Genomic DNA, 26,039 nt, shown 5'->3' on the forward strand with positions numbered 1-26,039 from the left:
AGACACGTCTGCCCGGCACGATTCCGGGTGGGCGCAACAATCATAAGAACAGGAGTAACCCATGCAATTCTTCGACGATTCCCTGCACCCGGAAAACATGGAAAAGGTGGTCATCACCGTGGCTCCGTACGGCCCGGAATGGATGCCGGAGGACTTTCCCGAAGACATCCCGCTGACCATGGACGAGCAGGTCCAGAAGGCAGTCGATTGCTATGAAGCCGGGGCCACGGTTCTCCACTTGCATGTGCGTGAACTGGACGGCAAGGGTTCCAAGCGACTGTCGAAATTCAACGAGCTGATCGCCGGTGTGCGTGAAGCCGTACCGGACATGATCATCCAGGTCGGCGGCTCGATTTCCTTCGCCCCGGAAAGCGATGGCGAAGCGGCCAAATGGCTGTCCGACGACACCCGTCACATGCTGGCCGAGCTGACGCCAAAACCGGATCAGGTCACGGTGGCGATCAACACCACCCAGATGAACATCATGGAGTTGCTGTACCCGGAGTATCTGAAGGGTACTTCTCTGGACAACCCCTTGATCAAGGCGGCCTACAGCGAAATGACCGTACCCGCCGGCCCGGCCTGGGTTGCCGAGCACCTCAAGCGCCTGATGGACAACGGCATCCAGCCGCACTTCCAGCTGACCGGCATGCACGCCCTGGAAACCCTTGAGCGCCTGGTGCGCAAGGGCGTCTACAAGGGCCCGTTGAACCTGACCTGGATCGGCATCGGCGGCGGTTTCGATGGCCCCAATCCGTTCAACTTCTTCAACTTCATCCACCGCGTGCCGGACGGTTGCACCCTGACTTCCGAGTCGCTGCTCAAGAACGTCATGCCGTTCAACACCCTGTCGATGGCCATGGGTATGCACCCGCGTGTGGGCAATGAAGACACTATCATTGATCACAAGGGCGATCGTTTCGGCTCGGTGGCGCAGATCGAGCAGACCGTTCGTATCGCACATGAACTGGGTCGCGAGATCGCCACGGGTAAAGAAGCCCGAGAGATCTACCGCATCGGCGTGCAGTACCAGAGCATCGAAGAAACCCTGCTGGCCAACGGTATGGCGCCCAACCGCAAGGCTGGGCAGAAAGGTGTTCCGCAACGCGGCTGATCGGCAGACGAAGCGGGGGGCCATGGCCTCCCGCTCGCTGCACTGCAACACGCTTGATAACAACAATAAAACAAAGCTTTGAGGAGGCTGCATGGCCTTTCACCCAATCGCCACCGACGATGACGACGCAGGTTGCGTCGGCGTGTCGCGCCAATATGCCTGGATCGTTTTTGCATTGACGTTCGGCCTGTTGATTTCCGATTACATGTCGCGTCAGGTATTGAACGCGGTATTCCCGCTGCTCAAGGGCGAGTGGGCCCTGAGCGACGGCCAGCTCGGGTTACTCAGCGGCATCGTTGCCCTGATGGTCGGCCTGCTGACATTCCCGCTGTCGTTGATGGCTGACCGCTTTGGACGAGTCAAGAGCCTTGCGCTGATGGCGCTGCTGTGGAGCCTGGCCACGCTGGGCTGCGCATTGGCGCAGGATTACCAGCAAATGTTCATTGCCCGGTTCATGGTCGGCGTCGGTGAAGCGGCTTATGGCAGCGTCGGCATCGCTGTGGTGATTTCGGTGTTCCCGAAACACATGCGCGCCACCCTGGCCAGTGCCTTCATGGCGGGCGGCATGTTCGGCTCGGTGTTGGGCATGGCATTGGGCGGTGCCATTGCGGCCAAGCTGGGCTGGCGCTGGTCGTTCGCCGGTATGTCGCTGTTTGGGCTGGTGCTGGCGGTGCTTTACCCGATCATCGTCAAGGAAGCGCGCATCGCACCGCAACGTGCCGCCCAGATGGCAAACAAGGCAACCGTGGCCATCAAACGGCCGTTGCGCACGCTGTGGTCCAGTCGTTCGGTGGTGGCGACCTACGTCGCCAGCGGCTTGCAGTTGTTCGTCGGCGGCACGGTGATGGTGTGGATTCCCAGCTACCTCAATCGTTACTACGACATGCCGACGGACAAAGCCGGCGGCATGGCGGCGATCATTGTCCTGTGCAGCGGCGCGGGAATGATTCTGTGCGGCATGCTCAGCGATCGCCTGTGCCGTCACTCGCCCGAGCGCAAAGTCAGCCTGGCCATCGGATTCTGCCTGGGCAGTTGCCTGCTGTTGTCGGCGGCGTTTGCCTTGCAGGCAGGGCCGGTGCAGTTGCTGTTGATTTGCCTGGGGATGTTGATCGCCACCGGCACCACCGGCCCTTGCGGCGCAATGGTCGCCAATCTGACCCATTACTCGGTCCATGGCACGGCCTTCGCCACACTGACACTGGCCAACAACATGCTGGGGCTGGCGCCGGGGCCGTTCATCACCGGTCGGGTGTCCGACCAGATCGGTCTGCATGCCGCTTTCCAGTGGGTGCCCTTGGTCAGCCTCGCGGCAGCGGCCGTGTTTTTTTATGCCAAGTGTCATTACCACAAGGACATTGCCCGGCTTAAGGGCGAACGGGTCAACGACCCGGTGGGTGAATCCGTGTTAGAGGTGAAGTTGTGAGTGGTCGTCTACGTATTGATGTGTTTTTCGATTTCATCTGTCCCTGGTGCCTGATTGGCAAGCGTCAACTGGAGCATGCGCAGGTACAGTTTCGCAGTCGCCACCCGGATGTGCAGATCACCACGGTGTGGCATGGCGTGCAGTTGCTGCCTCAGTTGCCGGTACAAGGTGAGCCCTTCGCCGACTTCTACCGCAAACGTCTGGGCAATGCCGCGGCTATGACCATGCGCCAAACCCAGGTACAGCAAGCTGCCGCAGCGGTTGGACTGACCATCGACCTCAGCCGTATCGAGACGATGCCCAACACAGCAGACGCCCACCGTTTGTTCGAACGAGTCAGCGTACTGGGCAATGCTACTCAGCGTGAAATGTTGCTCGAACGGCTGTTCGCCGCTTATTTCCGCAAACGCGAAAACCTTGGGTGCCGCGAGACTTTGCTCGCCATTGTCCGCTCCTGCGGCGTCGACGCGGACGTGGTGCTCGATTGCCTGAAGGGCGACGCCACGCCCTTTGAAGGCTTCCCCGGCGCGGCGAGTGGCGTGCCGAGCTTTCAGTTCGACCGCCGGATGACGCTGATCGGTGCACAACCTGCACAGGCGCTGCTCGAAGCCATGAACGAGTCACTCAAGGAAAGTGATCACGAGCGGCAACCTGCATGATCCGGCGTATCCCTGTGCCTGCCGGAAAACTCCCGCAGGCGGGCGGTCGTGCACTGTTCGAATTCGATGACAAAAGCCTGGCGCTGTTCAACGTCGAAGGTGACATGTTCGCCATCGACGACAGTTGCCCGCACCAGGGCGCCTCGCTGTGCGGCGGGCGCCTTGAGGGGCGGGTGATTCAGTGTTGCGCCCATGGGCTGCGCTTCGATCTGCGCAGCGGTTACCTGCTCAATTCCACCGCAATCAAAGTCACCAACTACCCGGTCGAGATCATCGACGACCAGGCATTCATCGTCATTGTTCCCGAGGAGGCCACGCCATGAGCGCCATCGCTCTCACCCGAATCCACAGCCGAACGCGCGAACTGGCACCGGGTTTTGTCGTCAGTCTGATCGTGGCGGCGGCCGCGTCCTTTTTGTCCGAGCACTACGGCGCGCCGGTGATGCTGTTTGCCTTGCTGTTGGGCATGGCACTGAACTTCCTGGCCGGGGACGGCGCCTGCAAGGCCGGCATCGAATTCACGGCGCGCACCGTGTTGCGCGTCGGCGTGGCGCTGCTGGGCATGCGCATCACCCTTGAACAGATGGCGGCGCTGGGCTGGAAGCCCGTGGCGCTGGTGGTGATTCTGGTGGTGGTGACCATCGGCGTTTCGGTGATCGCCGCCAAGGCCCTGGGCTTTCAGCGTTTGTTCGGCATGCTCACCGGTGGAGCCACGGCGATTTGTGGTGCATCGGCTGCATTGGCGCTGGCGGCAGCGTTGCCCAATCATCCGCAGAAAGAACGCGCGACGCTGTTCACGGTGATCGGGGTGTCGGCGCTGTCGACCCTGGCGATGATCGTGTACCCGATGATTGCCAATGGGCTGTCGTTGTCGCCACAACTGGCCGGCGTGTTCCTGGGCGCGACCATCCACGATGTCGCTCAGGTGGTCGGTGCCGGCTACAGCCTGTCGACCGAGACCGGCGATACGGCCACGGTGGTCAAGCTGATGCGGGTCGCCATGCTGCTGCCGGTGATTGTCTGTGCCGCCATGATTACCCGCCTGCAGGGCGCGGACCCGACCGGTAAACGGCCACCGCTGCTGCCCTGGTTCGCCGTCGGGTTTCTGATTCTGGCCTGTATCAACAGTACCGGCTGGGTGGCCCCGGTGGTGCAGGGATCGGTCAATGAATTGTCGCGCTGGTGCCTGGTGGTTTCCATCAGCGCCCTGGGCATGAAAACCCAACTCAAGGAGCTGGCGGCCGTGGGTATCAAGCCGATCCTGCTGATGGTGGGGGAGACGGTGTTCCTCGTTGTGCTGGTGCTGCTGTTGCTGCGTTGGGGAATGTAGGCACACACATTGTGAGGAGGGCGCAAGCTCCCTCGCCACAGGACTCCTCGGCCGGTGTCACGGACACCGGTTCTTTTGCGGCGACTGTACCAGCAGTCGTCGCTTTTTTTTTTGCATGCCGTTCGGTTCAGCGTTCGCTGGAACCGGGCAGGGTGATCAGGTCCGGCGGTGGTTTGACGGTATGCTTTTGCGCGCTGCGCCAGGCAGCGGGCGGCATACCGAACTGGGTGATGAACCAGCGTGTGAAGGAACTCGCCATCGAATAGCCGAGCATGTCGGCTATGCGCCCCAACGAGTAATTCGGATTGTCCAGGTAGCGCAACACCAGGTCGCGGCGCACGTCATTGATCAAGTCATTGAAGGCGCAACCGTCGTCTTTGAGACGGCGCTGCAACGTCCGGACGTTCATGCCCTGGGTCTGGGCGATCTGTTCGATGGTGGCGCGGCCCATCGGCAACAACAGGTAGATGGCTTTGCGCACCTCGAACAGCATCGAAGGGCCTTCATGACTCTGCAGCGAGTCCAGGTAACGCTGGGCGTAGCGCGCCATGGCCGGGTCGGCATGGGGGTTGGTCATGTCGAGGCTGGTATTGGGACAGACAATGCCATTGAACTCGCTGCCGAACTCCAGTTTGCAGCCGAACAGACGGCGATGCAGTTGCAGGTTCTCGGGAGGCTGGTGCGTGAAGTTGACACTGTAGGGTTGCCAGTGTGCGCCGAGCAGGGCGGCGCATAGACGGAACATCACCCCGATTGCCAGTTCATTGGCTTGTCGGCAGGGCATCGGCGATTCCGTAACCACCTCTTCGCGGATGATCACCATCTTGCCGGTCTCTTCGATGAAGAGCGCCAGCGAATCGTTCATCAGATGGCGGTAATGCACCAACACTTGCAACGTATCGCGCAGCGTACGCTGGTGGCTGAGCAGCAGGCTGACCACGCCGAAGTCCGAGAGCTGGCGTGACTCGGCCATGCTCAGGCCGAAGCTCTGGCAGCCGCTGGCGGCGGCCGAATCCTCCAGCAGACGCACGGCGGCATCGATGGGAATGCGATGCTCAGGGGCTTGCAGCAGGGCTTTGCTCAAGCCGACGCCGGCCAGTACATCGCGCGGGTTGAACCCCAGGTACTGAGTGACCTCCAGGTAGTTGGTCAAGACGGCGGCGCGAACAAGCTTGGGCATGCGAAGGTCTTTCCTGGGCCGGTTGCGATTCAAATGAGCGTGGCGACTATATCCAGCACATCAGCAATTTAACAGTTGTGATGGTGTCGAGGGCGTTCGCCCGATTCTGTCCGCAATCACCTCCGTTGTCGTGGAGCAATCGACGCTCACCCATTGATTACAGTGAGCTGCAGAGAACCTGCGGGGATTTTCGACCAGTGGTCGGTGCGCGCCGATACCTGGAAATTTGTCATGAAAAGAAAAGTGCCTGACGTCCAATGAAAAGCACCTCGGGCGGGGGCTCTTTAATGTCAGTCCTACAAAAAGCCCCTGGCGAATAGAGCCAGTCGAGTCATCGAGAAAGCGAAGGTGTTGAAGTGGACAAACTGCAAACTGCCGCAACCGTTCTGATTGTACCGGGTCTGCGCGAGCACGTAGCCGAGCATTGGCAAACGCTGCTTGAAGCCAGGCTGTGCAAAGTGCGCAGTGTGCCGCCGCTGGAAACCGACAAGCTCGATTGCGCCAAGCGGGTCGAAGCGATTCAACACACCCTTGCGCAGATCGACGGGCCGGTGATTCTGGTCGCTCACAGCGCCGGTGTGCTGATGGTCGCGCACTGGGCTGCGCGGCACAGCCGGCCGATCAAAGGCGCGTTGCTGGCCGCTCCGCCGGACCTTGATGCCCCATGGCCGCAAGGCTACCCATCCGCTGAAACCCTGCGTGCCCAGGGTTGGGACCCTCTACCCAAAGGCCGGTTGCCGTTTCGCAGTCTGGTGGCCGCCAGTACCAACGACCATCTCGCCAGCCTGGGCGCCGTCACGCGCATGGCCGAAGGCTGGGGCAGCGAACTGCTTAATGTCGGCGAAGTCGGTCATCTCAATCCTGCTGCCGGGTTTGGGTACTGGCCACATGCCGAAGCACTCATCCTCGAGCTGGATCGCTAGTTCAGGCGCCGGTTGGTTCGCGCCATCCGGCATTTGCCCTCACTCCTGAAAAACGTAAACCCCTGGAACAAGGGGTTGCGCGAGGGCGGCTGCGCTTAAAACAAATACAAAAAGGCGGAGACAACGCAATGCACAACAATCAGCGTCACGGGTTCGCACCCTCGCGTTACACCTTGTTGGCCTCGGCCATTCTGGCCGCTGCCGTGCCGGTCGCGCAGGCGGTCGAGGTCGATACAGGTAACCCGGACTGGACCGTGCGTCTTGATAACACCGTGAAGTACAACTACGGCGTACGCACCGAAAGCGCCGACAAGCGCATGCTGGCAACGCCAAACAACAACGACGGCGACTACAACTTCCGCAAGGCCGGGACCAACATCACCAACCGTATCGACCTGTTGACCGAGATGGATGTGGTGTACCAGAACCACATGGGTTTTCGCGTCAGCGCTGCCAGTTGGTACGACAAGGCCTATGAGAACACCGGTTCCAATTCCAACCCGTTCGTCAACGGCAACGGTGCGAGGTCGGGGCTGGTCGCCAACGACCCACGTCTGGCCGCGGTCACCGGCGACAACGTCGGCAATGGCAGCCCGCACCTGAGCAACTACGCCCGGCGCTACTACACCGGTCCGTCCGGCGAAATCCTCGATGCCTTCGTGTTCTACAGCACCGAAGTGGGCGAGGAGTCGCTGCTGAGCGTCAAGGCCGGCCAGCACAACGTGTTCTGGGGCGAGACCATTCTCAACCCGGTGCACTCGATCAGCTACGGCCAGTCCGGCCTCGACCTGGCCAAGCTGGCTGCGTCGCCGGGCACTGAAGCGAAGGAACTGTTCGTTCCGCGCAACCAGCTGTCGATGTCATTCACGGTCAATCCCGAACTGACCGTGGGCGCCCAGTATTTCCTCGATTGGGACGCCGCGCGCCTGCCGGAAGCAGGCACCTATTACGGGGGTTCCGATCTGGTCGGTTTTGGTGCGCAGTCGTTCCTGTTGGGCAACACCAATGGCGTGGTCCCGGGCAGCCCGCTGGGCTGTGGCCTGGCGCCGTGCAACGGCTTGACCAACGTGCGTCGCGGTCACGACCTGACGCCGGACAAACGCGGCGACTGGGGCGTTATGGCCAAGTGGTCACCGGCCTGGCTGGACGGCGCCCTCGGCATTTACTACCGCGAAACCTCGGAAATACTGCCGCAAGCCTGGCTGGATGCCAGAGGCCTGAGTTCGGCCAATCCAAACGGCACCCGTCCGGCAGGGCAGGTACCCGCGGTGATCAACACCCTCAATTCGCTGAGCACCGCCACCTATCAGATGGCCTATGCCGACAACATCAAGATCGTTGGCCTGAGCCTGTCCAAGGACGTGGGTGGGGTGAGCGTGGGTTCTGACCTGAACATTCGTCACAACATGCCGCTGGCCAGTATTCCGGCGGTTGTCAGTACGAACAGTCCGCTGGGCCTGGGTGCGGGTCTTGGCCTGTTGCCGGCGCGTACGGCGGCCACCGGCGTGGTGTATGACACCCCGCATAAGGGCGACAGCATGGCCGCCACCGGCGACACCTTGCACTGGACGCTCAACGGTCTGATGACCTTTGCCAAAACGCCCGTGTTCGATTCGGCAACCCTGCTTGGCGAGCTGTATTACAGCAACCTGCTCAAGCTCGATAGCAAGAACGAGGCGCTCTACAAAGGCAAGGACAGCTATCGCGGCATCGACGCGCCGACCCGGGACAACTGGGGCATCGCGGTCAACTTCACACCGACCTGGTACCAAGTGTTTCCCGGTGTCGACCTCAACGCGCCGATGTCCATCAACGTCGGTCTCGATGGCGTGTCACCGGTCTCCGGTGGCGGTGCCAAAGACACCGGTAACTACGCCATCGGCCTCGGGGCCGTTGTGTACAACAAATACTTTGTCGATCTGAAGTACGTGGACGCTTTCGGCAAGACCGACAAGTGCGATGTCAGTGGCGTGAGTACCGGCCCGACCGGAGGTGACGGCGCTGCGCCGAACGCTTTCAGCGGCAACGAAAACTACGCCTGTTACGCCGGTGGCTACTCAGCCTTTTCCGGCGGTGGTGCAACGACTGAGGACCGTGGCGCCGTTTACCTGACGATGAAAACCACTTTCTGATTCACCACTGATTTGCTCAATGCAAGCAGGAGAATAACAAGATGACATTCGCCAAAACCGTGTTGGCCGCTTCTCTGGCCATGGTCCTTGCCGCCCAGGCACAGGCCGCTGTTTCAACCCAGGACGTTGCCAAATTGGGCAGCAGCCTGACCCTGGTGGGCGCCGAAAAGGCCGGGAACGCTGATGGTTCCATCCCCGCCTACGACGGTGGCCTGACCACTGCCCCGGCCAGTTTCAAATCCGGTGACAGCATGCGCCCGGATCCGTATGCCAGTGAAAAACCAGTGCTGGTGATCGACGGCAAAAACGTCGATCAGTACAAGGGCATGCTAAGTGCCACCACGGTGGAACTGGCCAAGCGTTTCCCGACGTTCCGTGTCGATGTCTACCCGACCCACCGCACCGTTTCGCTGCCCAAAGCCATCCTCGACAACGGCGTGAAGAATGCCAGCGGCGCCAAGTCTCTCGAAGGCGGTCTGGCCATCGATAACGTGCTGCCGGGTGTGCCGTTCCCGATCCCGCAGTCGGGCAACGAAGCGATGTGGAACTTCCTGTTGCGTTATCAAGGCGTGAGCATCAACTCCAAGTACGACTCCTGGAACGTTGACTCCGCCGGTGTGCCGAGCCTGGCCACCACCGGCCAGGCGTTCATTTCCTACCCGATCTACGAAAACCTGACGCAGCCGATCAGCAGCGCCGACGTGTACTACCAGATGAAGCTGTCCTACACAGGCCCTGCGCGCCGGGCCGGCGAAGCGGTAATGCTAAAGGACGCCGCCAACCCGCTGACGCAACCGCGTCGTGCCTGGCAGTACTTGCCGGGCCAGCGTCGGGTCAAACTGGCACCGAACCTGGCCTACGACACGCCTAACCCAGGCACCGCCGGCGCGGGTACCTACGACGATGTTTTCGTGTTCAACGGCGCGCTGGACCGCTACGACTGGAAGCTGGTGGGCAAGCAGGAAATGATCGTGCCCTACAACACCTACAAGTTGACCTACGCCCAGGATCCGAAGTCGTTGACCACCGCCAATCACCTGGCACCGGATTTTGTGCGCTGGGAAAAACACCGCGTCTGGGTGGTGGAGGGCAACCTCAAGGCCGGCGCCCGTCACATCTATCAAAAGCGCCGCTTCTACCTCGATGAAGACAGCTGGACCGCTCTGGCCTCGGATCAATACGACGCTCGTGGTCAGTTGTACCGTGGCTCCTTCGCCTTCCTCAGCCAGAGCTACGACAAGCAGATTCCGGATTCCACGCCTTTCATGATCTACGACCTGGTCGGTGGTTCCTACAACATCAACGGCGTGGTCGGGCCTTACGGCGGCATCAAGTACATCGATCCGCTTTCCAAGGCGCAATGGTCATCGGAGTCCCTGGCCGGCAGCGGCATTCGCTAAGCCAACTGCAAAAAAGCGCCCACAGGGTCCACTGCCCACAAGGCGGTGGACCGTGCGCCGACGGCGCGGGCGCCAGGTTTTCCGAAGAGGAAGCGGTATGTGTTCGTATAAAGACTATTTGCAGCTGGCGTTGGGTGTTGTGCTCGGCGTGCTACAGGGCGTGACCCACGCGGCTAATTACATCGATGTGCTGGACCTGCCCTCCAGGGTCAGTGCCCTGGCCATCAACAGCCCGTTGTCCGGCGTGGCCCGCGCCGGTGAGCGCGTGATTGCCGTCGGCCAGCGCGGCCATATCCTGTTTTCCGATGATGCTGGCAAGCATTGGCAACAGGCCGCCGTACCGGTCAGTGCCGATCTCACCGCGGTGAATTTTCCGACCACCACCCAAGGTTGGGCGGTGGGCAACGACGGCGTGGTGCTGCACAGCAGTGACGCCGGCGCGACCTGGCAAAAGCAGCTCGACGGCCGCCAGATCGGCGATGTGCTGGTCAAGCATTACACGGCGTTGGCCAGTGCCGAACCGGGCAATGAGCAATGGCCGTTGCGGGTTGCCGAGGGCCAACGGTTGATCGAGCAGGGCGCAGACAAACCGCTGCTCGACGCATGGTTCGCCAACGACAAAGTCGGTTATGTGGTCGGCGTGTTCAACCTTATCCTGCGCACCGAGGACGGTGGCCAGAGCTGGACGCCATTTCAGGATCGAACCGACAACCCTCAAGGTTTCCACCTCAATGCCATCGCTTCCACCGGCGACGCGTTGTACATCGCTGGCGAACAAGGCCTGTTGCTCAAATGGGATGACAACACCCAACGCTTCGCTGCCGTGCCGACGCCTTATCAAGGCAGCTTTTTCGGCGTGCTCGGCAAGCCTGGCGAAGTGCTCGTCTATGGGTTGCGCGGCACCGTCCTGCGTAGCACCGATGGCGGCCATGACTGGACGGCACTCGACACCGGGCTGCACACCAGCATCACCGCTGGCCTGATCGATGCCCGTGGCAATTACGGCCTGTTCACCCAAGGTGGGCAGATGCTGGTCAGCCGGGGCACGGGTGCGCAATTGCGCCTGCTGCGCCAACCGGTGCCGACCCCGGTCGCCGGTGCCACCCAGTCCGCCGCGGGTGCGTTAGTGGTCGCGGGCAGCCGTGGTGCCCAAACGCTAGCCCTCGAACCCTAAGAGCGAGAACCCTGACATGGGCACTATCAAACAAGACGCCATGCCGGTCATCCGCGAGCTGCGGGATTTCGACCGGCACTCCGGCAACCTCCTCGAACGGCTGGTGTTCAACTACCGCCCGCTGTTCATGCTGCTGATGGCACTGGCCACCGTGGTGCTGGGCTTCATGGCCGTGACACGCCAGGAGCTGCGCCCCAGCTTCGAAAAAATGATTCCGCAGAGCCAACCGTACATCCAGAATTTCCTGGAGAACCGCCAGTCGCTGCGGGGCTTGGGCAACTCGGTGCGCGTGGTGGTCGAGAACACCCAGGGTGATATTTTCGACCCCGCCTACCTCGACGTACTCAAGCAGGTCAATGACCAGTTGTTTCTCAGCGAGGGCGTCGACCGCGCGTGGATGAAATCCCTGTGGAGCCCGTCGGTGCGCTGGACCGAAGTCACCGAAGAAGGTTTCCAGGGTGGTCCGGTGATGCCCGATACCTATTCCGGGCAGCCTGAACAAATCGAACAACTGCGCCAGAACATTTCCCGCGCCGGCCTGGTTGGCAGCCTGGTGGCCAGCGACTTCAAGTCGAGCATGTTGATCGTACCGCTGCTGGACAAAGCCGCCGCCGGTGGTCAGCCCATCAACTATCACGCGTTCTCGCGGATGCTCGAGGAGCAGTTGCGCGACAAGATCGAGTTCGTCGGCGACAGCGCGGCGCGCAAATCCGGAGAAGAGGGCAAGGGCCATTACAAGGTTCGGGTCATCGGTTTCGCCAAACTGATGGGCGACCTGATCGATGGCCTGATTCAGGTGATGATGTTTTTCGGCCTGGCGGTCATCACTTCGCTGGCGATCATCTACGCGTACACCCGTTGTGTGCGCAGTACGTTGCTGGTGGTCGGCTGCTCGCTGATTGCAGTGGTCTGGCAACTGGGCATCGTCGCCTGGCTCGGTTATTCCATCGACCCGTACTCGGTGCTGGTGCCGTTTTTGATCTTCGCCATTGGCGTGTCCCACGCCGCACAGAAGATGAACGGCATCATGCAGGACATCGCCCGTGGCACTCATAGACTGATCGCCGCGCGCTATACCTTCCGCCGCTTGTTCATCGCCGGCGTCACCGCGTTGCTGGCCGATGCTGTGGGTTTCGCGGTGCTGATGCTGATCGACATTCCGGTGATCCAGGACCTGGCGGTCACCGCCAGTATCGGTGTTGCCGTGCTGATCTTTACTTCGCTGTTGCTGATGCCGGTGGCGCTGTCCTATGTCGGTGTTGGCGCCAAGGCCGCGGAACGCGCGCTGAAGATCGACACCCGCGCCGAACACCACAGGGGTTTCGGCAAACTCTGGGACCTGCTCGACCGCTTCACCACCCCCCAGTGGGCGACCGGCGCAGTTCTGGTCGCTGTGCTGATGGGCATCGGCGGCTTCATCGTCAGCCTCAACCTGAAGATCGGCGATCTCGAAAGCGGTGCGCCTGAGCTGCGTGCCGACTCGCGTTACAACCGCGACAACGCCTACATCACCCAGCATTACGCGCTGTCCAGCGACCTGTTCGCGGTGATGATCAAAACCCCGCCGGAAGGCTGCCTGAACTACAAGACGTTAGTCCTTGCCGATCGTCTGGCCTGGGAGCTGCAACAGTATCCGGGCGTGCAGGCGACGACCTCGTTGGTCAACGCCGTGCGCCAGATCACCGCCGGCACCTATGAAGGCAACCCCAAGCTCAACAGCATCCAGCGCAACCAGGACGTGCTCAACTACGCCGCGCAGCAAGCCTCGGTCAACTCGCCTGAGCTGTTCAACAACAACTGCTCGCTGATGCCGGTGATCACGTTCCTCAAGGATCACAAGGCTGAAACGTTGGACGCGGTGGTGGCGATTGCCGACAGGTTCGCCAGGGAAAACAGCACCGAAGAGCGTCAGTTCCTGTTGGCGGCCGGCAGCGCTGGCATCGAAGCGGCGACCAACATCGTCGTGCGCGAAGCCAATCGCACCATGTTGCTGTACGTCTACGCGGCAGTGACGCTGTTTTGCCTGATCACCTTCCGCAGCTGGCGCGCCACGCTGGTGGCGCTGTTGCCGCTGGTGCTGACCTCGATCCTCTGCGAAGCGCTGATGGTCGCCATGGGTATCGGCGTAAAGGTGGCGACCTTGCCGGTGATCGCCCTCGGCGTGGGCATCGGTGTTGACTACGCCTTGTACCTGCTCAGCGTGCAACTGCACTTCCAGCGCCAGGGCTTGCCGCTGTCCCAGGCCTACCGCAATGCGGTGTCCTTCACCGGCCGGGTGGTCGGGCTGGTGGGCATCACCCTGGCGGCCGGCGTGGTGTGCTGGGTCTGGTCGCCGATCCAGTTCCAGGCCGACATGGGCATCCTGCTGACCTTCATGTTCCTGTGGAACATGCTCGGCGCGCTGATCCTGATTCCTGCCCTGTCTTATTTCCTGCTGCGCGAACGAGCGATTGAGCCCGGTCCTGTTGCGCAGGGCGATCACACCGAAATCTCTCAACGTCCTGGCATGCCCCATGCCCTGACCACTTCCGAGTAAGCCAACGATGTCTGACTACAAAGCTCCTTTGCGTGACATGCACTTCGTACTCAACGAGGTTTTCCAGGTGTCCCGGTTGTGGGCCAGATTGCCTGGCCTGGCCGAGGTGATCGATGAAGAAACAGCTGCCGCAATTCTTGAAGAGGCTGGCAGGATCAGCGCCGAAGTGATAGCACCGCTGAACCGCAGCAGTGATGAACAGGGCTGCACCTGGAGCAATGGCTCGGTGACGGCACCGGACGGTTTTGCCGCCGCGTACAAGGCTTTTGCCGAAGGTGGCTGGGTCGGCGTAGGCGGCAATCCGCAGTTCGGTGGCATGGGCATGCCCAAGGCCATTTCGGCGCAGGTCGAAGAAATGGTCAATTCGGCGAGTCTGTCCTTCGGCCTGTACCCGATGCTGACGGCCGGCGCGTGCCTGTCGATCAATGCTCACGCCAGCGAAGTACTGAAAGCCACCTACTTGCCGAACCTCTATGACGGCACCTGGACCGGCTCGATGTGCCTGACCGAAGCGCATGCCGGCACCGACCTGGGCCTGATCCGCACCCGAGCCGAACCTCAGGCCGACGGCAGTTTCAGGATCAGCGGCAGCAAGATCTTCATCACCGGCGGTGAACACGACCTGACCGAAAACATCATTCACCTGGTACTGGCGCGGTTGCCGGATGCGCCGGCGGGGCCGAAAGGCATTTCGCTGTTCCTGGTGCCCAAGGTGCTGGTCAATGCCGATGGCACGCTGGGCGAGCTCAACTCGCTGTCCTGCGGTTCCATCGAACACAAGATGGGCATCAAGGCGTCCGCCACGTGCGTGATGAACTTTGACGGTGCCACCGGCTGGATCGTCGACGCACCGAACAAAGGGTTGGCGGCGATGTTCACCATGATGAATTACGAACGTCTGGGCGTGGGGATCCAGGGCCTGGCGCAAGGCGAGCGTTCGTACCAGAACGCCGTCGAATACGCCCGTGACCGTCTGCAAAGCCGTGCGCCGACAGGTGCGCAGAACAAGGACAAAGCCGCCGATCCGATCATCGTTCACCCGGATGTACGACGGATGTTGTTGACCATGAAGGCCTTGAACGAAGGCGGGCGGGCATTCTCCAGTTATGTCGCGCTGCAACTGGATACCGCCCGGTACAGCGATGACGCGGCAACCCGCACCCGCGCCCAGGAACTGGTGTCGCTGCTGACCCCGGTCGCCAAGGCGTTCCTCACCGACATGGGGCTGGAAACCACCGTGCACGGCCAACAGATCTTCGGCGGCCATGGCTACATCCGCGAATGGGGCCAGGAGCAATTGGTTCGCGATGTGCGCATCACCCAGATCTACGAAGGCACCAACGGGATCCAGTCGCTGGACCTGGCCGGGCGCAAAATTGTCGGCAGCGGTGGGGCGCTCTACCGGCTGTTCGCGTCGGAAATCCGCAACTTCACCGCCAATGCCTGCGCGGACCTCGGCGAGTTCACCAGGCCGTTGAACGCCGCCGTCGACACCCTCGACGAATTGACCGCTTGGCTGCTGGATCGAGCCCAGAACAACCCAAATGAAATCGGCGCGGCCTCGGTCGAGTACCTGCACGTGTTCGGCTACACCGCGTACGCCTACATGTGGACGCGAATGGCCAAAGCCGCCATGAGCACGCATTCCAAAGATGCTTTCTATGCCAGCAAACTGGCCACCGCGCGCTTCTACTTCGCCCGTCTGCTGCCACGCATCCACTCGTTGAGCGCGTCGGCCAAGGCTGGCAGCGAATGCCTCTATCAACTGGATGCAGAGCAGTTTTGAGCCCACGTAAAAAGGACCGGGAACCCAACCATTATGGCGACAAAAATAATACCGCCCGCCGACGGTGCCTACGCCTATCCCTTGCTGATCAAGCAATTGTTGTTGTCCGGCGTGCGCTACGGGCCGGGCCGGGAAATCGTCTATGCCGACAAGTTGCGCTACAGCTACCAGACCCTCAACCAGCGGATCCGCAGGCTGGCCAACGCCTTGACCACTGCCGGCGTCAAGGCCGGGGATACGGTCGCCCTGCTCGACTGGGACAGTCATCGCTACCTGGAATGTTTCTTTGCCGTGCCGATGATCGGCGCGGTGCTGCACACCGTGAACATCCGTCTTTCGCCGGATCAGGTGCTCTTCACCATGAACCATGCCGAGGACGACCTGGTGCTGGTGCATGACGATTTTCTGCCTCTGGTTGAACAGATTCAGGGGCAGCTCAACACCGTCACAGGTTACCTGCAGCTGACGGACGACATAGCAACCCAGACATCGCTACCGGTGCTGGGCGAATATGAAAACCTGTTGGCCGGGTCGGCCGACCAGTACGACTTTCCCGATTTCGATGAAAACTCTGTCGCGACCCTGTTCTACACCACGGGCACCACTGGCGCCCCCAAAGGCGTGTATTTCACCCACCGCCAATTGGTCTTGCACACCTTGAATGCCGTTGGCACTTTGGGCGTCTATCAGGGGCTGCCGCTGCTGCGTTCCGATGATGTCTACATGCCGATCACACCGATGTTCCACGTGCATGCCTGGGGTGTGCCCTATGTCGCCACCCTGATGGGGATCAAACAGGTATACCCCGGCCGCTACGAGCCCAACAGCCTGGTCAGGCTGTATCGAGAGGAGAAGGTCACGTTCTCCCACTGTGTGCCGACCCTTCTGCAAATGATCCTGAACTGCGAGGAAGCGCAATGGACTCGTTTCGATGGCTGGAAAATGCTCCTGGGCGGCAGCGCATTAACCTTGGGTATTGCCAGCGAAGCGAGTGCCAAAGGGATGCACGTACACAGCGGGTACGGCATGTCGGAAACCTGCCCGTTGCTGTGCCTGACTTACCTGCGTGACGAAGACCTCGAACAATCCACGCAAGCCCAATTGGCCACCCGCATCAAGACGGGTATGCCGGTGCCGATGGTTGACCTGAGAATCATCGATGCCAATGGCAATGACGTTGCCCATGACGGCGAGTCCCTGGGCGAGATCGTGGTGCGCGCGCCCTGGCTGACCCAAGGCTATTTGAAGGCGCCCGAAAAGGGTGCCGAGTTGTGGCACAACGGATGGCTGCACACCGGCGACATGGCCTCTATCGACGCCTTGGGTGGAGTGGAAATCAAGGATCGCATCAAAGATGTGATCAAGACGGGCGGGGAGTGGATCAGCTCACTGGAACTGGAGAGCCTGATCAGCGAGCACCAGGCCGTCATGTCGGTCGCGGTGGTGGGCATTGCCGACGAGCAATGGGGCGAACGGCCGATGGCGCTGGTGGTGTGCGAGCCCGGGCAATACCTCGACCGCAAGATGCTGGAGGCGCACCTGCAAGGGTTTGTCGAGCGTGGCCGTATCAATAAATGGGCGATCCCCAAGCAGTTCAAGTTCGTTGCCGAGATTCCTAAAACCAGCGTCGGGAAGATTGACAAGAAGCTCATCCGGCAAAGCGAATCGAACTGAAAGGCGCGGCGGAGCCAGGTCTACCCTGACTGCTCATGGATCAGTCAAAAGGGATCAGGCATCCAGATGCTTGATCCCTTTTTTGCTTCAGGTCTGCGTAAATATCACGCCAAGGCTCAGGGCAAGTAGCCAGCAACCTGCACGAGATGGTTGTCCTGCGCCGCAACGATAAGATGCATGGGTACATGGGGTTGCTCATCCACTGACGTGACCTCGAACCCACCCACCACCAGCGGCTGTCGTTCACACATTTCGGTCGACTCTCCCGCCAGTTTTTTCGCCATTTTCGCGTGGTTCGCTGCGATTTCATTGAGAGTTGACACGTTACATCTCCGGGTGCTGGACCCAGCGTAGCGCTGGTGCCCATAAATATTGATTGATTGGCCGCCACGTCAGAATTCCGTCGTTCCGGGGCGGTTACGGCCAGCGTTTGCAAAGCCTGAGCCAAAGGTGGTTACAGTTTCTTGACGGGGGTTTTCAGGCGACGAATGGTGGTCGGTTGCGGGTTATGAATCAGGCGTAAACTGGCAGGGCTACTTCATCAAAAGGAGCCGCACTATGACTGCCGACCCAACCACCGCACAGACGTCCGCGGACAAAGCCGTGTGGGATCAATATTTCTGCGCTGCGCTGATTGCGGAAAGCCATCTGACGGCGCCAGTTGTGGGAGGGGCCACTCATGAGGACAGGCAGAATCTGTTGATTGAAAGAGCCAAGGCCCTCGCTGACAAAATGATGGATACCCGCCCATAAATGAGAAAGCCCGACCTTATTGAGGTTGGGCTTTTTCGTGTTTGTCTTAACCTGAAGTGAACAGCTGACGGATCAGGTTCGGTGTACTACCGGTCCAGCGCTTGAACGAACGCCGGAAATTCGCCGCATCGTTAAAGCTCAAATACTCCGCGACTTCCTCGTTGCTGAACCCCTTGATCTGATACAGGTACAGCGCCACATGCTTGCGCACTCGATCCACCTGTTGCTGAAAACCGGTGTCGTGCTTTTGCAGTTTGCGTTTGAGCGTGGCGGGGCTCATGGCGAAGGCCTGAGCGGCTTGTTCCAGGCTCGGGGCTTGTCGTATATGGGTTTGCAGGTAGCGATAGAGGCAGTCGACGAAGCTTGAGGCAAAGCCCAGTTGTTCGATTTGTCCTTGGGCTTCCTGACGGGCGACCTGGCTGGCGGTGGCCGACGCGGCGGGCCAGGCGAGCGTGAGGTATTCCCGTGGGATGCGCATCAGGTCCAGTGGGCGGTTGAACTGGGTGTGCTCGCCCAGATGCACCCAGTATTGCTCGACGTAACGTGGCTCGGCATGGCTGAAGCTGCATTCCCACGGCAGGCGTTGGCCGCTCTGTGAGCGGCTCATGGCGACGATGGAGGTCATGCTCGCTTCCAGCAGAAAACGCCATTGTTCGCCCGCGCCGCAACTGTCCAGCCAATAGAACCAGGCGTGCTTTTCATCCAGCACCAACCGCGGCGTTGCGAGCGGGCTGAGCAGCGCCTGTTGCTGCACCAGTGTGTCGAGTGCCTGGTGCAGGTTTTGTGCGTGGCGCAAGGCATGGCTGGCCGGTCCGTAATGCCCCGGCAGCAAGCGTTGGCCGAACAGGAAACTGCTGTCGTCGGCGTCCAGCAACCGGCGGCTGTTGTTGATCAGCCCGAAAAATTGCTGGGGACTGAGGCGGGTCTGGCCGGCGAGGATGTCTTCATGAAACAGGCCGGTGCCACGCAGCAGGCGATGGCTATCGATATCCCGGGACAAGGCCAGATCAATCAAGGTCGCCGGTTGGTAATGCCCGGGAATGAAGCGGCTGTCGGTTTCATACCATGTGGTTTTCAGGGTCATGACCGCGCCTCAGGCCGTTTTTGCCAACGGCTGCCTGGCCCGTGCCAGCGCCAGGTTAAGGCGTTTGAGCAGGGGATCCGGAGCCTCGTTGACCGCCATGACCACGGCGGTACTGGCCGACAACTGCAGGCGCTCGCCGTGTTGCCGGGTTTTGTGTGCCAAGCCCTGAACCGCCTGTTCCAGCTCCAGCGCCAGCAGCCGTGCCTGGCTCTCGCCGGTGTTGGGGAGCAGCACCACGAAGCGGTCGCCGGCCAGTCGGCAGAGCAAGTCCTGCCGCCGCAGATTGAGCAGCAACAAATGGCTGAGCGCCTGCAATACGGCGTCGCCTTCGGCATGGCCGAACGTCTGGTTGATGGCCGTGAAGTTATCGACATCCAGCGCCAGCAGTGACAGCGGCTGCTGTTGCCGCTGACTCTCTTCAAGGCTTTCGGTCAGTTGTCGCTTGAGGTAGTCGGCGCCGCCCAGTGGCGTGAGTTTGTCGAACAACCGGTGCTCGCGGAACAGCTTTTCACGCTTCTCCATTTGCGCGCTGATCGCCAGTTGCTCGCGGTGCCAGTGATAGATGCCGAGGGTCAGCAGAATCATGCCCACCGGCATCGGTCCGGATTCCAGCCAGTGGTCCCAGGTGATGCTGTCGGGCAGGCGGATGAACTCGTCGAGGCTGTCGATCCACCAGGAGAAAAAGATGCCGCTCAAGCCGAGCGCCAGGTAATTGGTGACGCGACCGGCCGGGCGACTCTTGAGTACCAGCCCCAACCAGACCAGCGCCAGCAGCGCCGAGCCACCTTCGCCGACGATGTCCAGCCAGACCCATTCGCTGATGCTTTTCAACTCGCCGCACGCCAGGTGCAACAGCAATCCCGCGTTCGCCGCCAACAGCAGCAGTGCAAGTTTCCAACGATGGGGTTTGAGCACTGAGAACATGGCCGTGATCCTTTGGCAAAGAGGCGATGCGCGTCAGCACAGCAGATGTTTGTGACAGTGGGGTGACTGGGGTGAAAGGTCGAATCAGCTCATGGTGCAGCGGTTTTTTTCTGCCTGGCGATGACCTGTGGCGAGGGCGCTTGCTCCCGTTCGGTCGCGCAGCGGCCGCCGTTAGATTCACTGCGTGTTTGATAGGGGAGCGCTCGCACTCCAACGGGGGTAACCCCCCTCGCCACAGGATTAGCGCCAGACTCAGGTCATTTGAGCTCATTAACCAGCCTGAAGCCTGGCAAAACCCCGGTTTACAGCGTCTCCCGCCAACCCCTGTCACAGAACCGTCATCCCCCGAACCTAGCTTGCCCTCCCAGTTGCCGGGCCACTTGCCTGGCGTTATCGGACTCTTGGGGGAGGACACCATGTACCAGCGCAGCAGCACTGCCGGGCTCGTCAGCTTCACGCTCACCGCATTGGCCATGGCAATGGCCAGCGAACGCTTGAGCGCTGCCGAAACCACCGCGAACACGGAACACGTCGAAGTGGTGGGGCAAGCGGCAAGCATCGACCAGGCGCTCAAGGAACAACGCAACGCCGACAGCATCAAGAGCGTGGTGCATGCGGACGGCGTGGCGCAGCTGCCGGACGAAAACGTCGCCGAAGCCGTGCAGCGGTTGCCGGGAGTCAGCGTCGAGCGCGATCAGGGCGAAGGGCGGTTTGTCAGCGTGCGCGGCCTCGGTCCGGACCTCAACAGCGTGACCATCAACGGCACGCTCGTACCGTCGCCGGAAAGCGAGCGCCGCGCTGTAGCCCTCGATGTGTTGCCCTCGGAACTGGTGCAGTCGTTATCGGTGATCAAGACCCTGACCCCGGACATGGACGCTAACTCCCTGGGCGGCACCGTCGACGTCAAAAGCCTCTCGGCGTTCGATCACAAAGGCCTGTTCTACACCGGCAGCAGCGAAGCCAGTTATGACAAAAACACCCACCAGACCAGCCCGAAATTTTCCGGCGCCATCAGTGACCGTTTCAGCCTCGGCGACGGCATCGACAATTTCGGTGTGGCCGCCGCGCTGAGCTGGCAGAAGCGCGATTTCGGTTCGGACAACGTCGAAACCGGCGGTGCCTGGGATTTCGAGCAAGGCGCCCGTCTCGAAGAGTTCGAGCAACGCGACTACGACATCAGCCGCGAACGCGCCGGCGGTGGTCTTAACTTCGACTACAAGCCCGATGACCTCAGCAGCTATTACCTGCGCACCCTCTACAGCCGTTACAAGGACAGCGAAACACGCAACGCCGCGGCCTTCGAATTTGCCGACCCGCAAGCTGCGGGCGAGTTGGGCGACGCCGAAGGCTCGCGCAAACTCAAACAACGCGAAGAGACCCAGGAAATTCAATCCTACGTCCTGGGCGGCGAACGCATGTTCGGCCTCTGGACACTCAGCGGCCAGGCTGGCTACAGCCGCTCCGGCGAAGACAGCCCGGGTCACATTGCCAACGCTGCGTTCACCGGCATTGATGACTTTGCCGACAGCGGTTACTACGACAAGGACAAACCACGGCCGATCATTGGCCAGGCCTTCTACGATCCGGCCAATTTCAGCCTCGACAAGGTCGAGTGGGAAAAGCAGAAAACCACCGACACCGAGAAAAACCTGCGCCTGGACCTGGCCCGGGATTACGACTTCAAAGGCTACGCGTCCCAGGTCAAATTCGGCGGCAAGGTCAGTCGGCGCAACAAGGACAACGACCTCGACGCCTGGGTCTATGAGGATTTCGACGGCCTGGGTTTCAGCGACGATCAGCTCAACCTGTCGCATTTCACCAAAGGCAACGTCGACTATCGCCTCGGCCAGTTCGGCCCGGGGATCAGCGGCAGTGCGATCAAGCAGTTGATCGGCGGCCTCAACCAGGCGGACTTCTATGACGAAGTCGAATCGCGGGTCAACGACTTCAAGATCAGCGAAGACATCAACGCCGGCTACCTGATGAACACGATCGATATCGACGACTGGCGGTTCATCGCCGGCCTGCGCTACGAAGGCACCGAGTTCGAAGCCAAGGGCACCGGCGTGACCGATGGCGCGTTCACTTCCACCGACACCCAGCGCAAATATCACCACTGGCTGCCGGGCCTGCATGCGCGCTATCAACTGGACAAAAACACCCAGGTTCGCGCCGCGTGGACCAAATCCGTGGTGCGCCCGACTTTCGGTCAACTGGCGCCAGGGTTTGTCATCGACGATGACGAAGCCACGTTCGGCAACCCGGAACTCAAACCGCTGGAGTCGAGCAATCTTGACTTGGGCATCGAGCATTACATGGGCCGCGCCGGCACCGTCTCGGCGTTCGTGTTCTACAAGGACATCAAGAATTTCGTCTACAACACCGACCTGGCCGGCACGGGTGCCTGGGTCGATTTCTCCGAAGCCCACACCTTTGCCAACGGCGACAGCGCCAAGCTCTATGGCCTGGAACTGGCTTATTCGCAGAAATTCGATTGGTTGCCGGCGCCCTGGAACGGCCTGCTGATTGGCGCCAACAGCACCTTCAGCCGTTCGGATGCCGAGATCAAGGGCTTCGACGCCGCCAGTGGCATCAACCGCAAGCGCAGCATCGATTTACCCAACCAGTCCGACACGGTCGGCAACCTGATGCTCGGTTGGGAAGACGACAAGCTGAGCCTGCGCCTGTCGGCCAACTACAAGTCGGATTACCTCTTTGAACTGGCGTCCATCAACGACAAGGCCCACGACCTGCACGTCGATGCCCAGACCTTTATCGACTTCAGCGCCCGTTACTCGCTGACCAAAAGCCTGCAAGTCAGCTTCGAGGCGCAGAACCTCACCGACGAGCCGTATTTCGTCTACACCGGCCACCGCGCCTACAACGGCCAGTACGAAGAATACGGCCCGACCTACAAGCTCGGCCTGACCTTCACCCACTTTTGAGCCCCGATGCGGCCTCCGTAGGAGCGTAATGCTGTTTGCTTGGCGAACACTGACAACTGTGGCGAGGGGATTTATCCCCGTTCGACTGCGAAGCGGTCGTCGATCCGGACAATTCAGTCTGTTTGGCCGGACGCTGGGGGCCACTTCGCGACCCAACGGGGATAAATCCCCTCGCCACAATTGTCGGTGCCCACACTTAAGTGAACAGCATTGCCGTAGGAGCGAGGCTCGCCCGCGATGGCCGTTACACGATTCCACGACAAGGACTTTGCCTGTTCATGAGTATTTCGTTTCTATCCAAGCGCCATCTTCTGGCCGCATTGATCAGCCTGACCGCCGGCCAGGTGCTGGCGGCGGTACCCAGCCTGACACTCAAGCCATGGGGCGCCAATCTGTCGGTTGATGCGGTGGCGTTCCTGCCCGCCAATGTTGGCGCCGAACGCCTGGCGGCCAGCGAGCAAGACGGTTTGCTGCTGCTCGATGCACAGGGCCGGGAACTGGCGCGTTTACCAGGATCGTTCAGTGGCGTGGACAGCCGCGCAGCCGGCCGGCAAGTGTTGGTCGCAAGCCTGGACAACAGCCGTCAGCAGGCATTTTTGGTCAGTCTCAATCCGGACAAACGCAGTTGGGGCCAGCCGGTGTATCTGCCGACGCGGGATTACCCGGTGAACGGCCTGTGCCTGTATCGCGACGAGGCCAGCAACCTGTTCCTGTTTCTGGTGGGCGAGGAGGGCAAGGGCGAGCAATGGCTGGTGGGTAACGACGCGGCGCTCAACCCGCAACCACAACGGGTGCGCGGTCTGCCGCTGCCACCGTCGGCCACGGATTGTCAGGTCGACGACGGCGCCAATCAGTTGGTGGTCAACGAAGAGAATGTGGGGTGGTGGGTGTATCCGGCGCATCCCGAAGCCGAGGTCAGCCGCACGCCGGTGGCTATGCGCGAACCGTTCGGCACGATCAAAAAAACCGCTGGCGCCATGGCTTTGGTGCCCGGTGGCCTCGTCGCGCTGGACCCGAAAGCCGCGCAATTGCATGTCTACCAGCAGCAGGGCGAACACTGGTCGGCCCAGGCGACCTTGGCGCTGCCAGGTTTGATAGAACCGGAAAACCTCGCCCTGCGCTCGACCGACAAAGGCCTGCAGGTTCTTCTGCGCGACGATGACGACGGCCGTCTGTATGAAGGCGAACTGAACTGGCAGCCGACACCGGTGCCCTTGGCGCCGGTGCTGCCGAACGTTAAAGCGCTCAGCCAGAGTGATCCGGTCGGCCGTCAGGGCGATGCGGCGGACGATCCGGCGATCTGGATTCACCCGCAGCAACCGTCGCTGAGCCGGGTGCTGGGCACCAATAAAAAGCAGGGGTTGCTGGCGTATGACCTGCAAGGCAAGTTGCTGCAGGAGTTACCGGTCGGGCGCCTGAACAACGTCGACCTGAGGCCGAATTTCAAACTCGGCCCACAGACTGTCGACCTCGCCGTCGCCAGCAATCGCGATCACAACAGCCTCAGTCTGTTCAGCATCGACCGTCTTAGCGGCGAACTGCGTGAAGCCGGCGAGATCCCCACGCCGCTCAAGGAAATCTACGGCATCTGCCTGTTCCAGCCTGCCAGTGGCGAGCTTTACGCCATCGCCAACGGCAAGGACGGCACGTTCCTGCAATACCGCCTGAGTGCGCCGAACGGCACGGTAAAAGGTGAGTTGGTGCGCCAGTTCAAGGTCGACAGCCAACCCGAAGGCTGCGTGGCCGACGACCAACGTCAACGGCTGTTTCTCGGTGAAGAAGATGTCGGCGTCTGGGCGGTGGATGCCCGCGCCGATCAGCCGGCGACACTGACCAGCGTGATCAAGGTCGGCCCACAACTGCAGGCCGACGTTGAAGGTCTGGCGCTGTATCAAAGCGAGGCTCGCGATTATCTGGTGATCTCCAGCCAGGGTAACGACAGCTACCTGGTGCTGGACGCCGAGCCGCCGTTCGCCTCGCGGGGCGCTTTTCGCGTCGGCCTGAACGCCGCGCTCGGCATTGATGGCGCCTCGGAAACCGATGGCCTTGAAGTCACTTCGGTGAACCTCGGCGGACCTTGGAGCCAAGGCCTGCTGGTGGTGCAGGACGGCCGCAAGCGCATGCCCGAGCAGACGCAAAACTTCAAATTCGTGCCTTGGACCGAGGTCACTCAAGCCCTGAAGCTGCCTTGATCCGGGCCGGTCATCAACCTGTCATCCCACTTTCATCCAATAGCTCAACGGCCGTCGCGCATCGACGGCCCGAGCGCTTCAGACAAGGAGTTTCACCATGCAGGCCACGCTCGAACACATGACGATCTGGGGGCTGATCAGCGACGCCAGTCTGTTGGTCAAGGCGGTCATGCTCACCCTGTTGCTGGCGTCGTTGCTCAGTTGGTACCTGATCATCCAGCGCGGTCGCGTGTTGCAGCAGCGCGAGCGGCAGATGAATGCTTTCGTGCAGCAGTTTCGCGGCGCTTCGGATCTGCAGCCGCTGTACCGGGAAACGGCAGGTAGCGAGAGCGGTGTGGAGCCGATTTTTCATGCAGGGCTTCGCGAATTCAGTCATCTCAATCAGCGTTCGGGCAACCCCGCCGACGTGGTGCTCGAAGGTGTGGAGCGCGCGTTGTATGTGGCGATCAGCGAACAGGAAGTGCAGCTGGAGAAAGGCTTGCAGTTTCTCGCCACCGTCGGCTCGGTCAGCCCTTACATCGGTCTGTTCGGCACAGTGTGGGGGATCATGAATTCCTTCCTCGGCTTGTCTCAGGTCCAGCAAGCGACGCTGTCGACCGTGGCGCCCGGCATCGCCGAAGCGCTGATCGCCACGGCCATCGGTTTGTTTGCGGCGATTCCGGCGGTGATTGCCTACAACCGGTTTTCCTCCCGCAGCCAGACCTTGCTCACCCGTTACTACGCCTTCGGCAATGAACTTCAGGTGCGTCTGCATCGCACATTGCACGGTGCGCCGTTGAACCTGGCCGCCGCAGCCTGAGAGGAGCGTGA

20 protein-coding genes are annotated in these 26,039 nt (G+C 61.0%); 16 read left to right on the forward strand and 4 right to left on the reverse strand.

The window, feature by feature from the left end; genetic code table 11:
• Positions 1-61: 61 nt before the first annotated feature.
• The 5 genes from B723_RS17235 to B723_RS17255 all read left to right on the forward strand — a co-directional run bounded on the left by B723_RS17235 (position 62) and on the right by B723_RS17255 (position 4,526).
• Positions 62-1,114, forward strand: coding sequence for a 3-keto-5-aminohexanoate cleavage protein (locus B723_RS17235; protein WP_017337880.1), 1,053 nt, complete (start codon positions 62-64; stop codon positions 1,112-1,114).
• A 91-nt stretch (positions 1,115-1,205) separates the two neighbouring features.
• The gene (locus B723_RS17240) at positions 1,206-2,537 is read left to right on the forward strand and encodes an MFS transporter (protein ID WP_017337881.1); all 1,332 of its coding nucleotides are present in this window, start codon (positions 1,206-1,208) and stop codon (positions 2,535-2,537) included.
• Complete coding sequence (locus B723_RS17245; protein WP_017337882.1) at positions 2,534-3,196, forward strand: DsbA family oxidoreductase; 663 nt, start codon at positions 2,534-2,536, stop codon at positions 3,194-3,196. Before B723_RS17240 ends, B723_RS17245 begins: the two co-directional genes overlap by 4 nt.
• On the forward strand, positions 3,193-3,519 hold the full coding sequence (locus B723_RS17250; RefSeq protein ID WP_017337883.1) for a Rieske (2Fe-2S) protein: 327 nt from the start codon (positions 3,193-3,195) through the stop codon (positions 3,517-3,519). The genes B723_RS17245 and B723_RS17250 overlap by 4 nt, the downstream gene beginning before the upstream one ends.
• A complete protein-coding gene (locus B723_RS17255; RefSeq protein WP_017337884.1) occupies positions 3,516-4,526 on the forward strand; it encodes a YeiH family protein in 1,011 nt (336 codons plus the stop codon). The genes B723_RS17250 and B723_RS17255 overlap by 4 nt, the downstream gene beginning before the upstream one ends.
• A 127-nt stretch (positions 4,527-4,653) precedes the next feature.
• On the opposite strand, the gene B723_RS17260 is transcribed toward B723_RS17255, so the two are convergent.
• Positions 4,654-5,706: an AraC family transcriptional regulator gene (locus tag B723_RS17260; RefSeq protein ID WP_017337885.1), complete on the reverse strand. Its 1,053-nt coding sequence runs from the start codon at positions 5,704-5,706 to the stop codon at positions 4,654-4,656.
• A gap of 356 nt (positions 5,707-6,062) precedes the next feature.
• On the opposite strand from B723_RS17260, the gene B723_RS17265 reads away from it, so the two are divergent.
• From B723_RS17265 to B723_RS17295, 7 genes are all read left to right on the forward strand, one after another.
• Positions 6,063-6,629: an RBBP9/YdeN family alpha/beta hydrolase gene (locus tag B723_RS17265; protein WP_017337886.1), complete on the forward strand. Its 567-nt coding sequence runs from the start codon at positions 6,063-6,065 to the stop codon at positions 6,627-6,629.
• Positions 6,630-6,757: 128 nt separating this feature from the next.
• Positions 6,758-8,761 (forward strand): DUF1302 domain-containing protein, encoded by a 2,004-nt coding sequence (locus tag B723_RS17270; RefSeq protein WP_017337887.1) that lies wholly within the window; start codon positions 6,758-6,760, stop codon positions 8,759-8,761.
• Between the two features lie 41 nt (positions 8,762-8,802).
• On the forward strand, positions 8,803-10,161 hold the full coding sequence (locus B723_RS17275) for a DUF1329 domain-containing protein (protein ID WP_017337888.1): 1,359 nt from the start codon (positions 8,803-8,805) through the stop codon (positions 10,159-10,161).
• A gap of 97 nt (positions 10,162-10,258) precedes the next feature.
• The gene (locus tag B723_RS17280) at positions 10,259-11,335 is read left to right on the forward strand and encodes a WD40/YVTN/BNR-like repeat-containing protein (protein ID WP_017337889.1); all 1,077 of its coding nucleotides are present in this window, start codon (positions 10,259-10,261) and stop codon (positions 11,333-11,335) included.
• Positions 11,336-11,351: 16 nt separating this feature from the next.
• Positions 11,352-13,871, forward strand: a complete 2,520-nt coding sequence (locus B723_RS17285) for an efflux RND transporter permease subunit (RefSeq protein ID WP_017337890.1) — start codon at positions 11,352-11,354, stop codon at positions 13,869-13,871.
• A 7-nt stretch (positions 13,872-13,878) separates the two neighbouring features.
• Positions 13,879-15,657, forward strand: coding sequence for an acyl-CoA dehydrogenase C-terminal domain-containing protein (locus B723_RS17290; protein WP_017337891.1), 1,779 nt, complete (start codon positions 13,879-13,881; stop codon positions 15,655-15,657).
• A 30-nt stretch (positions 15,658-15,687) separates the two neighbouring features.
• Entirely contained in the window at positions 15,688-17,331 is a 1,644-nt protein-coding gene (locus B723_RS17295) for a fatty acid--CoA ligase (protein WP_031318700.1), read from the forward strand.
• 116 nt (positions 17,332-17,447) lie between these two features.
• Here B723_RS17295 and B723_RS17300 read toward each other — a convergent pair whose 3' ends face one another.
• Complete coding sequence (locus tag B723_RS17300; RefSeq protein ID WP_017337893.1) at positions 17,448-17,654, reverse strand: hypothetical protein; 207 nt, start codon at positions 17,652-17,654, stop codon at positions 17,448-17,450.
• Positions 17,655-17,889: 235 nt separating this feature from the next.
• Between B723_RS17300 and B723_RS17305 the strand changes: the two genes are divergently transcribed.
• Complete coding sequence (locus tag B723_RS17305; RefSeq protein WP_017337894.1) at positions 17,890-18,084, forward strand: hypothetical protein; 195 nt, start codon at positions 17,890-17,892, stop codon at positions 18,082-18,084.
• A gap of 46 nt (positions 18,085-18,130) precedes the next feature.
• Here B723_RS17305 and B723_RS17310 read toward each other — a convergent pair whose 3' ends face one another.
• Entirely contained in the window at positions 18,131-19,168 is a 1,038-nt protein-coding gene (locus B723_RS17310; RefSeq protein ID WP_017337895.1) for an AraC family transcriptional regulator, read from the reverse strand.
• Between the two features lie 9 nt (positions 19,169-19,177).
• Positions 19,178-20,092 carry a GGDEF domain-containing protein gene (locus tag B723_RS17315; protein ID WP_017337896.1) on the reverse strand — a complete coding sequence of 305 codons (915 nt, stop codon included), beginning with the start codon at positions 20,090-20,092 and terminating at the stop codon, positions 19,178-19,180.
• Positions 20,093-20,508: 416 nt separating this feature from the next.
• Between B723_RS17315 and B723_RS17320 the strand changes: the two genes are divergently transcribed.
• The 3 genes from B723_RS17320 (at position 20,509) to tolQ (ending at position 26,028) form a co-directional block, all read left to right on the forward strand.
• Positions 20,509-23,037, forward strand: a complete 2,529-nt coding sequence (locus B723_RS17320; protein ID WP_017337897.1) for a TonB-dependent receptor — start codon at positions 20,509-20,511, stop codon at positions 23,035-23,037.
• Between the two features lie 278 nt (positions 23,038-23,315).
• A complete protein-coding gene (locus B723_RS17325) occupies positions 23,316-25,229 on the forward strand; it encodes a phytase (RefSeq protein WP_017337898.1) in 1,914 nt (637 codons plus the stop codon).
• Between the two features lie 97 nt (positions 25,230-25,326).
• Entirely contained in the window at positions 25,327-26,028 is a 702-nt protein-coding gene (gene tolQ / locus B723_RS17330) for a protein TolQ (protein WP_017337899.1), read from the forward strand.
• Positions 26,029-26,039 lie beyond the last annotated feature (11 nt).

It is taken from the genome of Pseudomonas fluorescens NCIMB 11764 (genome assembly GCF_000293885.2).
Classification (GTDB): domain Bacteria; phylum Pseudomonadota; class Gammaproteobacteria; order Pseudomonadales; family Pseudomonadaceae; genus Aquipseudomonas; species Aquipseudomonas fluorescens_B.